Origin of the sequence: Pseudomonas khorasanensis (assembly GCF_014268505.2) — a bacterium.
Lineage (GTDB): Bacteria > Pseudomonadota > Gammaproteobacteria > Pseudomonadales > Pseudomonadaceae > Aquipseudomonas > Aquipseudomonas khorasanensis.
On the sequence record NZ_JABWQP020000009.1, the window covers coordinates 61,959 to 73,809 of the forward strand.

Sequence of the window (11,851 nt, forward strand, 5' to 3'; positions counted from 1 at the left end):
CGCTACCCGTACTTATTCAATGACGGACCGCGCTATGAAGATTCTGGTAACAGGTGGCGCCGGCTATATCGGCTCGCATACCACACTTGCATTGCTTGAAGCAGGTTATGAAGTTGTCGTTCTGGATAATCTCTGTAACAGCAGCGATGCGGCACTCCACGCGGTAGAAGCCATTTGCGGCAAAAGTGCCTGGATGATTCGCGGCGATGTCTGCGACCGGGCCTTGCTTGACCGCATCTTCCGAGAGCACAAGATCGACGCCGTCCTGCATTTTGCCGGGCTGAAGGCCGTGGGCGAGAGCGTGCGCAAGCCGCTCGAATACTACGAAACCAACGTCGGCGGCAGCATCACCCTGTGCCAGGCGATGGCGGCGGCGGGGGTGTTCCGGCTGGTGTTCAGCTCCTCGGCCACGGTGTATGGCGAACCCGAGGACATGCCGATCCGCGAGGATTTTCCTACGGGCAATCCGACCAATCCCTACGGCCAGTCCAAACTGATCGTCGAGAACGTGCTCCGTGACCTCAGCCAGGCGGAGCCGCGCTGGAGCATCGCGTTGCTGCGCTACTTCAACCCGATCGGCGCCCATGCCAGCGGGCATATGGGCGAAGACCCCAACGGCATTCCGAACAATCTGGTGCCTTATATCAGCCAGGTGGCGGTCGGCAGCCTGCGCGAGCTGTCGATCTTCGGCAACGATTACCCGACAGTCGATGGCACCGGCGTGCGTGATTACATCCACGTCGTCGACCTGGCGGACGGGCATTTGAAGGCGTTGCAGTCAATCAGTGAGCGCGCCGGGATCCACACCTGGAACCTCGGCACCGGCGATGGTTACAGCGTGCTGCAAGTGCTCCACGCGTTCGAACAGGCCTGCGGGCGGCCGGTGCCGTACCGGATGATGCCGCGCCGTGCCGGTGACATTGCCGAGAGTTTTGCCGATGCTTCGAAAGCGGCGAAAGAACTTGGCTGGAAAGCCACGCGCAACTTGCACGACATGGTTACCGATACATGGCGCTGGCAATCGAATCATCCCAACGGCTATTCGGGATGATGGCTATTTAGCTCAATGTTATTTTCAGTCAGCTTGTTAGATAACGTCGGGAAATTACACTGGCAATGCCTTTTGCAAGTCCGTAGATATAAACCTGCCGTTCGACTTTTATCAGTTGGGTAAGACTGTGAAAGAACGACGGATCTTGTTCGCGCTCTTTGCGGACTTGAACGCTACCACCTCTAACACAGACCGGTTTTTTAACAGGTCGAATGTTAGAAAGGAGTTGATATGAAAAAAGTGATGGCAGTTGCCCTGTTGACGATGTTGAGCAACTGGGCTGCCGCAGCTGAAGCGCCGCTGACAGCGGTGACCAATGTAGGTGGCAGTGTGGCGGCTTCGCAAGCGCCCGCCGCCAGTACTGCAATGGTTGCCAGTGCTGTAGCGGCGTCCAACAGCGGTGGCAGTGCCAACGGCGGTACCACCGGTACGACGGGTACCACCGGTACAACCGGCACGCAATAACTAACAGGAACATTTGTTAGTGCAGTACAGAGTCGCCCGACGCAAGTCGGGTGACTTTGTTTTTTGGATTCGCCCTTGAATAGCGTAGTGCCATTATGACTCGTAGTGTTTATCTTTTAATGTTGGCAAGTCTCGCTTTGCAAGGTTGCATGTTTTCCCCCGGCCAATACCTCAGCACCAGCGACATCACCCGTCAGGGCGCCAGCGAAAGCAGCCGGGTCGAGCTGATCCCGATCACCCCCAAGCTGATCGCCATGAACCGTGCCACACAAAAGCGTGAGTCGGTTCCGCCTGAGTTGCTGGTGACGCCGGCCGAATATCGCATCGGCAACAATGACGTGTTGTACATCACCGTTTGGGATCACCCGGAGCTGACCGCTCCCTCCGGCGCGCAACAACAGATCGATGCGAACGGCCGCCTGGTGCGCTCCGATGGCACGCTGTATTACCCCTATATCAAGGAAGTCCAGGCCGCTGGCCGGACCATCCAGCAACTGCGCTCCGACATCGAGCAACGCCTGTCGGCGTTCATCGCCGAGCCCCAGGTGGATGTCGCGGTGTTGCGCTTCGCCAGCCAGAAAGTCGTGGTCACCGGCGCGGTGTCCAAGGCTGGTCCGCAAGCGATTTCGACCAATCCGCTGAGCGTGGTCGAGGCCCTCGGTTCCGCCGGCATCGACACCAACAATGCCGATCTGTCTGGCCTGTTGCTGACGCGCAACGGGCGTGTTTATCCACTGAATCTCGACTCGCTCAACGAGCAGGATTCCGAACTGCAGAACATCTACCTCAAGGGCGGCGATCAGCTGTATCTGCCCTACAACGACAACAAGCGCATCTACGTCATGGGTGAGGTCAACCAGCCTCGTGCGCTGAGCTTCAAGACCGCGACGATGAACCTTTCCGACGTGCTCGGTTCGGTCGGTGGCCTGAGCCAGACCAGTTCCAACGGCAACGCCGTGTACGTGATTCGCGGCGTGGAAAACCTCGACGTCGAGCCGGCGAAAATCTACCAGCTCGAGGCCGAGTCGCCGACCGCCATGGCGCTGGCTTCGCACTTCCAGGTGCGGCCTCAGGATGTCGTGTATGTCGGTCCGGCCAACGTCACGCGCTGGAACCGTTTCATCAGCCAGTTGGTGCCGTCGGCGTCGATTGTTGGCACCGGGGCTTCGGCAGCGAAGAACTGGAGCGAATACAGCAACAACAGCAAATAAGGCCGCCCGACTGTGAACATCTTGAAAGTGGGCGTCTGCCTGATGGCGGCCTCGTTGCTGTGCGGCTGTAATCCGCTGATGAGCGCGTCGCTGAATAACCTCAAGGCCGCTGTTGTCGGCCCCGATGAGGTCGATGTGACGCCGGCCGAAGTGGCCGGGGTTAACTATCCGCAACTGAAACTGACCACACCGTCCGGCTCCGGGGTGCTGGCGCTGGTGCGCGAGCGTGAAGACCTGCAGTTCTGGGTTGCATCCGGCAAGCAGGTGTTGCTGCTACGCGATGGCCTCGCCGTGCGCAGCATCGGCCTCGGTCTGGAAGGCGATCTGGACGGCACGCGGCTGTCCGACGATTCGCCGTTCAAGCACGGCCTGCATCAAGTCGTCGATGGCTTCACCACGAAGCGCTGGATCGATCTCTACAAGGGCCAGGAAGTCGGCGTTATCGTCAACAGCCGCTTCTCGCGCCGTTCCACCGAGACCCTGGAAATTCTCGACAAGGCTTACTCGGTGCTGCGCGTCGACGAGCAAATTGACGCGCCCGCCATCGGCCTGAGCGCGACCAACCGTTACTGGGTCGATCCCCGTGACGGTTTCATTCTGCAGAGCGAGCAGCAACTGACCTCGCAACTGCGCGTCAAGCTTGTGCAATTGACCCCTGATCGCAGGCATCTGCCGTGAAGCGCCTCGGACTGTTATCGGCGTGCCTGGTATTGATCGTGGGTACGAGCCAGGCCGCCGTCACGGTGTCCGGCGACGTCGCCAATCCCGGGCCGATCGAACTGCCGCCAGGTGGGCGTCTGTTTGATGTGATCAGCGAGGCGGTGCCCAACGCCGAAGGTTACTGGCTGGCGGGCGGCTTGTTGCGCCAGTCGCTGGTCGAGGAACAGACGCGACTCAAGGTCGGCGTGCTGTTCGATCTAGACGTGCTGCACCGGATGGCAACCTTGTTCGACCGTCCTGGCCGCGCGGCACTGGCGCAGCGCATTGCCGAAGAAGTGCGGCAAATGCCGGTGACCGGGCGGCAAATTGCCGACCTTGATCCGGTGGCGGTGGAAGTCGGTTTCGCCCGCAACATTCGTCTGGATAACGGCGATCGCTTGATCTATCCGAAACGGGTCGACGAAGTGCAGGTGCTGGGCGCGGTCGCCGAGCCGTGCCGCCTGCCGTATCAGCCGTTGCGCGAGGCCCGGGAATACCTGCGAGGCTGCGCGGTGCTCGATGACGCCGAGGCCGATTACCTGTGGCTGATCCAGCCCAACGGCGTTTCTCGGCGCGTGGGCATTGCTCACTGGAATCGCGAATCAGGGCAGTTCCCCGTGGCCGGCAGCAAGATTCTGGTGCCGATAAAAAATGATGATCTTGATCCGCCTCTTCCTGAACTGAATCAGCAGTTGGCCGAATTTATTGCCACGCAGCTGGCCGAGGTGGTTCGTTGAAGTTTCGTTTTGCAGCTGTGTTTTTATTGCCCTGTGGCCTGGCTCACGCCGAGCCGCGCATTACCCAGAACGACTTCGGTGGCGCCGGCCTGTTGCAGACGCCGACGGCGCGCATGGCCCCGGCCGGCGAGCTGAGCGTCAACGCCAACCGCACCGACCCCTACAGCCGCTACAGCGTGTCATTGCAGCCGCTGGACTGGCTCGAAGGCTCGTTTCGCTACACCGCGATCACCAACCGGCCGTACGGCTCGGAGGCCCTGAGCGGCAGCCAAAGCTACAAGGACAAGGCGGTCGATGCCAAAGTCCGCCTGTGGCAGGAAAGCCACTGGGCGCCGGAAGTGGCGCTGGGCTTCCGCGATATCGGTGGTACCGGTTTGTTCTCCAGTGAGTTTCTGGTCGCCAACAAGCGCTTCGACAATTTCGATTTCAGCGCCGGTATCGCCTGGGGCTACATCGGCAATCGCGGCGACATCGACAACCCGCTGGGCTATGTCAGTAACCGCTTCGATACCCGGCCGGCGCTTGAGGGCACCGGTGACGTCAACTCCGGCTCGTACTTTCGTGGTCGGCCGTCGTTATTCGGTGGCGTGAGCTACCAGACACCGTGGGATCGCCTCAGTCTGAAGCTTGAGTTCGAAGGCAACGACTACAAAAACGAACCCAAGGACAACGAGATCAAGCAGGACTCGCCGATCAACCTGGGCGCCGTGTTCAAAGTCACCGATTCGATCGACCTGAGCGCCGCGTGGGAGCGTGGCAACACCGCCATGTTCGGCGTGACCTTTCATACCAATTTCGTCAGCCGCAAGGCCCCGGCCAAAACCTACGATCCAACGCCCGAACCGCTGCCGACGAAGGCGCCGGCGACGTCGATGGAACAGGTCAACTGGGCCGACGTGTCGCGACGCCTGCAGCAGAACGCGGGCTATAAGGTCGAGCGCATCAGTCAGCGCAATTCCGAGCTGATCGTTTATGGCGAGCAGCAGCGTTATTTCCATTCGTCCAAGGCCGTTGGGCGGGCGAGCCGGATTCTCGACAACAGCGTCAACGACGACATCGACTGGTTCACCGTGGTCAACAAGCGCTACGACTTGCCGCTGGAAGAAACCAGCCTGCCGCGCCAGACCTTTCGCGAGGTGATCAACAATGAGGAGCCGTTGCAGTCGCTGCACCGCACCACCGAGATCAACCCGGCGATGCCGCGCAACGAGAAAACCCTCTACACCGAAGCGCCACAACATTTCAGTTATGGCGTGGGTCTGGGCTTCAAGCAGAACGTCGGCGGCCCGGACGGTTTGCTCTATCAATTCAGCGCTGACGCGGATGCGGAATATCGCTTCAACCGCAACACCTGGTGGAGCGGTTTGCTCAGCACCAACCTGGTCAACAACTTCGACAAGTTCGTCTACGACGCGCCGAGCGGCCTGCCGCGTGTGCGCACGGATCTGCGTCAGTACCTGACCACGTCCAACACCACCATGCCGTTGTTTCAGCTCAGCCATGCCGAGCAGTTGGATAAAGATTTGTATGGCATGGTTTATGGCGGTTATCTGGAGTCGATGTTCGCGGGTGTCGGTGCCGAAGTCCTGTACCGCCCGGTCGGGGAGCGCTGGTCGGTGGGGGCGGATCTGAACTGGGTGCGTCAACGTGATTTCGACCAAGGCTTTGCATTGCGCGATTACTCGGTCGTGACCGGGCATATCACTGGCTATACCGATCTGCCTTTCGACACCCTGGCGGCAGTCAGTGTCGGTCGTTATCTGGCAGGAGACTGGGGCACGACCGTGGACATCTCGCGTGAGTTTTTCAATGGCGTGCGGGTCGGCGCCTGGGCGACGATCACCACGGCCAGCAGCGCCGAATATGGCGAAGGTAGCTTCGACAAGGGCCTGTATCTGTCGATTCCGTTCGACGAAATGATGAGCATGTCGACCATGCGCCGCGCCAACCTGGTCTGGGCTCCGCTGACCCGTGACGGTGGCGCCAGGTTGAGTCGCAGTTATCAACTGCACTCGATGACCGATAGCCGGGAAGGGGACATGTTCTATCGCAACTTCGAGAAGATCACCGAGTAAGCGCTGGCCTTCCAGACACGCACAAAACCTCTGTAGCAGCCAGACCCCAGATCTTGGCCGTGTACCGATGATCATTCCCACGCTCCGCGTGGGATGCCTCTCCGACGCTCTGCGTCAGTTCCGGGACGCAGAGCGTCCCTCGCTGCATTCCGTGGGAACGATCGGCGCGATGCCCCGTGTAGGAGCGAGCCTGCTCGCGATAGCGTCCGGTCAGCGACATCGTTGCCGCCTGGTACACCGCCATCGCGAGCAGGCTCGCTCCCACATTGGACGGTGGCGCACTACGGATCGTGGCCGTGCTCCCTCAACGGTTGTGTCGGCCCCAAGAACCTGACCCACCCCAAATCCCGCCCACAAAAAAGGGGACTTTCGTCCCCTTGCGGCCTGAAGCGCTAACCTCAGTAAATATCTTTCGACAGCAACGTAAACGGTGTCTTGACCAGGATCTTCAGATCCAGCCACAACGACCAGCTGTTGATGTACTGCAAGTCAATTTCCACTCGCTTCTGCATCTTGTCGATGGTGTCGGTTTCGCCACGGCAGCCGCTGATTTGGGCAAGCCCGGTGATCCCCGGTTTAATCCGGTGGCGCGCCATGTAGGCAAGGATTTTGCCCGAGTAGTAGTTGTTGTGCGCTACCGCATGGGGACGCGGACCGACCAGGGCCATGTGCCCTTGCAACACGTTGAACAGTTGCGGCAATTCATCCAGCGAAGTACGGCGGATAAAGCGGCCGACGGCGGTGATGCGCGAGTCATTACGGCTGGCCTGCTTTACTTCGCGGTCATCGTGGACACGCATCGAGCGGAATTTCCAGACCTTGATCACCTTGCCGTTCCAGCCATGGCGATCCTGCTTGAAAAACACCGGGCCGGGCGAGTTGATTTTCACCGCCAGGGCGATGATCAATAGCAGTGGGCTCAGCGCTATGATCGCCAGGAACGCCACGGTTTTCTCAACCAGACTTTTGCTCAGGGCAGCCGTCGGGCGACTGGTCAGCGGGCTTTCATTCAAGTAGATCGCCGGCAGACCGTCCACGACTTTCACCGAATGGTTGAGCAGGGTCAGACTGTTCAAGTCCGGAACCCACACCACATCGACGTTGGCCCCCAGCAGATCGACATACATCGCTTCGATCTTTGCTGCTTCGCTTAGCGGGAGGGTGATGTACAGACGGCGGATGTCGTGGGTTTCGATCAGTTGCAGCAACTCGTCCTGAGCGCCAACGACGCGCGGTGCATCCGATGCGAGAACAGGTTTGTCACCGTTGCTGACGAGGCCGATCAGCGGCAGGTTTTCCAGCTGGCTGAGTTTCTTCGCCAGGCCCAGAGCCAGTTCGCCCGTACCGACGATCAGCGTCCTGTGTTCGCTTTTACGTGAGCGCTGGTAGTACTTGGAAAACGCATGCAGCGGAGCGTACAGAAACGCCTGACCGAGGAAACCATACACCGCCCAGCTCAGAATCACCTGACGGGAAAACAGCTCATCGGCTTGGCAGACGAAAGCGATGCAGGCCAGCGCGGCCATGGTCATCGACCAACCCATGAACAGGCGGCCCAGACCGGTCAGGTAGTTGTCGCGTTTGCGATAAACACCGCTGAACGTGTAAGCCGGCACCGAGGCCAGGACGGCGAGGGTGGCGCACATTCGGTAGTAGAACGCGACAGTGCCGGTGTGCTGTTCGGCGAGGATGAACAGCAGCGTCACAATGAAGCCCTGTGCCAGCGCCCATTGGCCCCAAAAGGTCAGTCCCTTGAGGCCCGTGCTTCGATTAATACTAAGAGAAAGATCCATACGATATCCCCAAAAGACGTCCATTCAGGTTTCAACAGTTGAAAGCCGAGTTGTTATGCAGACTTATTGTTTTTGTTCTAGCGAGTGTCCTGAGGTAACAACATCGAGAGCCGAACTGTCGTCAGTCAATAGACTAAGTTATTGCCTGGAATGGTGTCTGACGAGTTCTAACAAGATGGCACAATGCCAACTTTTTAATATTTAAATAGAAGAGTGTTAGAAAAGGTCGCAGAGCGGGGGATGAAAAAACGAGGTTGTATTTGTTACTGTTTGGGGGTGGAGGCAGGGCGTTTGAACGATTGGGGAGGTGAAGCCAGATAGAGTGCTCTTCTTGTTGTTGTAATCGCACTTTATATCTGTACTTCCGGACTGGATGTCGTCGGTGATTACGCGACGATTTCCTGGATGAGGCAATAGCCGCGATTTCTTACTGCACGGAACAGTCGCTCGCCATTACTCGCGCCTTTGAATTTTTCCTGCAAGCGACTCAGGCACATTTCCAGGCCACGATATTGCTCGGGTTCCCGGCCGATACTCAAGATCAGGTCATCACGACTGACTACTCGCTCTTCATGCGTCAGCATTTTTCTGACCAGGGCCGTTTCCAGGCCTGTCAGGCTGATTGCAACATCGTCTTTGAGCAATACGCCCTGATCATCGTCAAGATGCCAGGTTTCGCTCTGAGGTTCGGAGCTTTCGGTGATATTTGAAATAGCGGCACGCTCGGCGGTCAGTGCCGGGATGCTTTGGAACGGATTACGTGTCTGGGCTGCCCGCCATTCATTTTCAAGGGTGGCCAATATGCGCTGGGTATCATGTTCGATACTGCGTGCGACATTCTTTCGGCTGAGGCTTGGGTAGCTGAACTCCATGACCATCGGGGCGGAAGAGGGCGAAGCAACACCTTCAACAAACATCTGTGCCTGCGACGTGCCAAACGAATTGAAACGTTCACTGGACAAAATGCTTTCCAGTTCACGCTGCGACGTTGTGCTGTGCGTCACAACAACAAAATATTTTCTGGGGAGGGTTGTACTCGTTTCCATGTCTCTCTCCTAAATACACACCAAAATTGGCTAAAAAGATAAATCGGCAGGCGAGCAATGACTTCCTCGGAAGTAATCGTAGGCAGGGTTCGGGCCCAAACTGGCCCTCGATAAATTCCACTCGATCTGCTGCTATGTTATGGAGTTTTATTGTTATGGGTCGTGTTGCCGCGCTCATTCAAAAGCTTGAGTTTTAGTAGGCGTGAAGCAGAACTGGAACGATATGGCTGCATCAGACGATCCTTCGTACGTATGCAAAAAGGGTGGCTGCCCGAGAGTCAGGCAGTCGATATCAGGCCCCGCATCAGGCGATAGCCGTAGCCGCGGATGCTCTGGATCGCGTTTGTACCATACATGTCCTTGATTTTTCCACGCAAGCGGCTGATTGATTTCTCCAGCGCCCGAGGATCGTAGAAATTGCTGTTGAGGCCCATGATGCTGGCAATTTCATCATGGCTCAGAATGTGATTGCCGCTTTGGGCAAAGGCTTCGAGGATCTTCATCTCGGCGAAAGAGATGTCGAGTTTCCTGCCGCTGTCCATCAGGCAGATGCGCGTCGGATCGAGCGTGAGACTGATATCTCGCTGCCATTCTTCGCTGGTGAAGAATTCGCTCAGCAACTCGTCGCTGTCATCGCCCAGCGTGTTGAGCTTGATACACGCATCCGCGCCAGCGAGATAATATTTGATCTTGTTGACCGCGCCGCGCCCGGTGACGACTGCGCAGATCAGCGGCTTGAAGTTGTCATCACGCCAGCTCTGCACCAGCGCAAGATTATCTTCGACGGCCTGAGGACTATCGATAATGAGGAAAATGGCGCGATAGGAGCCAATGTATCCGTTCTGTTTATATGAACTAGCGTACGCCCCTGTTTCCAGGGTGATATCAGTTTGCACGTGCCTTGCGATCAGGGTTGTAAAATGATCAGCCACGCCAAGGGTACGACCCAGCGTAAGAACACCGGATTCATCGTTTGTCGGGCGCGGACTTCTCGTCGCCAAGTTCCCTGAGAGCATCATGCATTGACTCGAATTAGGTGCTGACGTCGGGATGTTAAAGCACCGGTTCTCATCTGTGACTGACAATTGGTAACATTTACGCGAATTTTAGACGTGTCTCCCGAGTTTTCTAACAATAAATAAGCTTTTCAAGCTTTTAGTTGATTTTCTCGGGGTTGTGAACTAACGCTTAGATGGTGGCGATATGCAATGGTGCCACTATTTTGAGCTTACTGCGATGGCTTTGTCTATGTCCTTTTGCCATTCATTGGCCATGCCATTATTACGTGATGTCCGTCACATTTTCAATCTCACCTGAAATTTCTCTTCAGATACGTATAAATTTTTTCTGCGTAGTTCGTCGGCCGACGATTATTAACATGGCTTGAGTGTGGCTTCGGATAGACCCTATTCTTCGCGATCAAAAGTTAGACGCGTATTTAATTTCAGATACTCAACCCCTGAGTGTTAGTAACCGGTCGCTCGCCCAGAGTGCGCTGATGGAGGATTAATGGATTTCTGGACCCTTTTCCAGGTGTTGATATTAGGCGCGGTAGAAGGCCTGACGGAGTTCTTGCCGATCTCAAGTACCGGTCACCAGATCATCGTCGCCGACTTGCTCGAGTTCGGTGGCGAACGGGCCATGGCGTTCAACATCATTATTCAATTAGGGGCCATCCTTGCAGTGGTGTGGGAGTTCCGCCCGAAGATTGTCGACATCGTCAAAGGCTTGCGCACCGAGCGCAACGCGCAACGTTTCACCCTTAACTTGCTGATCGCGTTTTTCCCCGCCGTTATCCTGGGAGTGTTATTCGCGGACACGATTCACGAATTCCTGTTCAACCCGATTACCGTCGCAGTGGCACTCGTGCTCGGCGGCATTGTCATGTTGTGGGCGGAACAGCGCAGTCATGTTGTCAGCGTCGAGCATGTCGACGACATGCGCTGGTCTCACGCCCTGAAGGTCGGTTTCGTACAATGCCTGGCCATGATTCCGGGCACCTCGCGCTCCGGCTCGACCATCATCGGCGGTCTGCTCTTTGGGCTCTCGCGCAAGGCTGCCACCGAGTTCTCGTTCTTCCTCGCCATGCCCACCATGGTCGGCGCCGCCGTGTACTCGGGCTACAAATACCGCGACCTGTTCCAGCCCAACGACCTGCCAGTCTTCGCCTTGGGCTTCGTCACCGCGTTCATCTTCGCAATGATCGCCGTGCGTGGACTGCTCAAGTTTATTGCCAACCACAGTTACGCCGCGTTCGCGTGGTACCGGATCGGCTTTGGTTTGTTGATTCTGGCGACGTGGGTGTTTGGCTGGGTGAACTGGACGGCGGCTGCGGCGGTGTGATCACTGAGTGCTGATCAGCGCTGCTACGGCTAGGTCGTCCAACATTGACTGCGACGACTCTTGGCGAAAACGATGCAAGGCCGATGTGAAATATGCGGCTTGCAGCATGCCGTCGGTGGCGAGGAAATACCGCGCTGCTTCGATTTCTTTAACTGAGTAAACACGTTTTTTGCCGCCGGAAACGTCCGAGGTTGCATCAAACGATGCCATCGTAGTGGTGAAAGTCATGAAGCCGGACATTTGCGTCGACTCGAAAGGAGTGTCTTCACCGTCGCCACAGCCTTTCAAGAAATCGCAACCAGCGTAACTGCCAGCAGAAACGCTTAACAAAAAAGCGTAGAGGGTGAAACGCGGGAATAAAGCACAACAAAGCCTGGGCATAAAAAAGGACGTCCTGTCAGCACAACCAAGTCTCGGGCAACACTTGTGCG

Annotated in this window: 11 protein-coding genes; 7 read left to right on the forward strand and 4 right to left on the reverse strand. The window is 57.1% G+C overall.

The window, feature by feature from the left end:
* The first annotated feature begins 34 nt into the window (after positions 1–34).
* From galE to HU727_RS18295, 6 genes are all read left to right on the forward strand, one after another.
* Entirely contained in the window at positions 35–1,051 is a 1,017-nt protein-coding gene (gene galE, locus HU727_RS18270; protein WP_186533517.1) for a UDP-glucose 4-epimerase GalE, read from the forward strand.
* Between the two features lie 231 nt (positions 1,052–1,282).
* Positions 1,283–1,516 (forward strand): hypothetical protein, encoded by a 234-nt coding sequence (locus HU727_RS18275; RefSeq protein ID WP_186533516.1) that lies wholly within the window; start codon positions 1,283–1,285, stop codon positions 1,514–1,516.
* Positions 1,517–1,611: 95 nt separating this feature from the next.
* Positions 1,612–2,727 carry a polysaccharide biosynthesis/export family protein gene (locus HU727_RS18280; RefSeq protein ID WP_186533515.1) on the forward strand — a complete coding sequence of 372 codons (1,116 nt, stop codon included), beginning with the start codon at positions 1,612–1,614 and terminating at the stop codon, positions 2,725–2,727.
* Positions 2,728–2,739: 12 nt separating this feature from the next.
* Positions 2,740–3,405, forward strand: a complete 666-nt coding sequence (locus HU727_RS18285) for a YjbF family lipoprotein (protein ID WP_186533514.1) — start codon at positions 2,740–2,742, stop codon at positions 3,403–3,405.
* On the forward strand, positions 3,402–4,163 hold the full coding sequence (locus HU727_RS18290; RefSeq protein ID WP_186533513.1) for a capsule biosynthesis GfcC family protein: 762 nt from the start codon (positions 3,402–3,404) through the stop codon (positions 4,161–4,163). The genes HU727_RS18285 and HU727_RS18290 overlap by 4 nt, the downstream gene beginning before the upstream one ends.
* Positions 4,160–6,238: a YjbH domain-containing protein gene (locus HU727_RS18295; protein WP_186533512.1), complete on the forward strand. Its 2,079-nt coding sequence runs from the start codon at positions 4,160–4,162 to the stop codon at positions 6,236–6,238. The genes HU727_RS18290 and HU727_RS18295 overlap by 4 nt, the downstream gene beginning before the upstream one ends.
* Positions 6,239–6,636: 398 nt before the next feature.
* Here HU727_RS18295 and HU727_RS18300 read toward each other — a convergent pair whose 3' ends face one another.
* The 3 genes from HU727_RS18300 to HU727_RS18310 form a co-directional block, all read right to left on the reverse strand.
* Positions 6,637–8,031, reverse strand: coding sequence for an undecaprenyl-phosphate glucose phosphotransferase (locus tag HU727_RS18300; RefSeq protein ID WP_186533511.1), 1,395 nt, complete (start codon positions 8,029–8,031; stop codon positions 6,637–6,639).
* 386 nt (positions 8,032–8,417) lie between these two features.
* Positions 8,418–9,077, reverse strand: coding sequence for a winged helix-turn-helix domain-containing protein (locus HU727_RS18305; RefSeq protein ID WP_186533510.1), 660 nt, complete (start codon positions 9,075–9,077; stop codon positions 8,418–8,420).
* A gap of 278 nt (positions 9,078–9,355) precedes the next feature.
* Positions 9,356–10,096, reverse strand: a complete 741-nt coding sequence (locus HU727_RS18310) for a winged helix-turn-helix domain-containing protein (protein ID WP_186533509.1) — start codon at positions 10,094–10,096, stop codon at positions 9,356–9,358.
* Positions 10,097–10,586: 490 nt separating this feature from the next.
* On the opposite strand from HU727_RS18310, the gene HU727_RS18315 reads away from it, so the two are divergent.
* Complete coding sequence (locus HU727_RS18315; protein WP_186533508.1) at positions 10,587–11,420, forward strand: undecaprenyl-diphosphate phosphatase; 834 nt, start codon at positions 10,587–10,589, stop codon at positions 11,418–11,420.
* Here HU727_RS18315 and HU727_RS25765 read toward each other — a convergent pair whose 3' ends face one another.
* Positions 11,421–11,648 carry a DUF2388 domain-containing protein gene (locus tag HU727_RS25765; protein WP_225919864.1) on the reverse strand — a complete coding sequence of 76 codons (228 nt, stop codon included), beginning with the start codon at positions 11,646–11,648 and terminating at the stop codon, positions 11,421–11,423.
* Between the last annotated feature and the right edge of the window lie 203 nt (positions 11,649–11,851).

Excerpts from the sequence above, each read along its gene's own strand:
- galE (WP_186533517.1), top strand. The coding sequence starts at position 35 with ATGAAGATTCTGGTAACAGGTGGCGCCGGCTATATCGGCTCGCATACC.
- HU727_RS18275 (WP_186533516.1), top strand. The coding sequence starts at position 1,283 with ATGAAAAAAGTGATGGCAGTTGCCCTGTTGACGATGTTGAGCAACTGG.
- HU727_RS25765 (WP_225919864.1), bottom strand. The coding sequence starts at position 11,648 with ATGACTTTCACCACTACGATGGCATCGTTTGATGCAACCTCGGACGTT.
- HU727_RS18310 (WP_186533509.1), bottom strand. The coding sequence starts at position 10,096 with ATGATGCTCTCAGGGAACTTGGCGACGAGAAGTCCGCGCCCGACAAAC.
- HU727_RS18315 (WP_186533508.1), top strand. The coding sequence starts at position 10,587 with ATGGATTTCTGGACCCTTTTCCAGGTGTTGATATTAGGCGCGGTAGAA.
- HU727_RS18305 (WP_186533510.1), bottom strand. The coding sequence starts at position 9,077 with ATGGAAACGAGTACAACCCTCCCCAGAAAATATTTTGTTGTTGTGACG.
- HU727_RS18280 (WP_186533515.1), top strand. The coding sequence starts at position 1,612 with ATGACTCGTAGTGTTTATCTTTTAATGTTGGCAAGTCTCGCTTTGCAA.
- HU727_RS18300 (WP_186533511.1), bottom strand. The coding sequence starts at position 8,031 with ATGGATCTTTCTCTTAGTATTAATCGAAGCACGGGCCTCAAGGGACTG.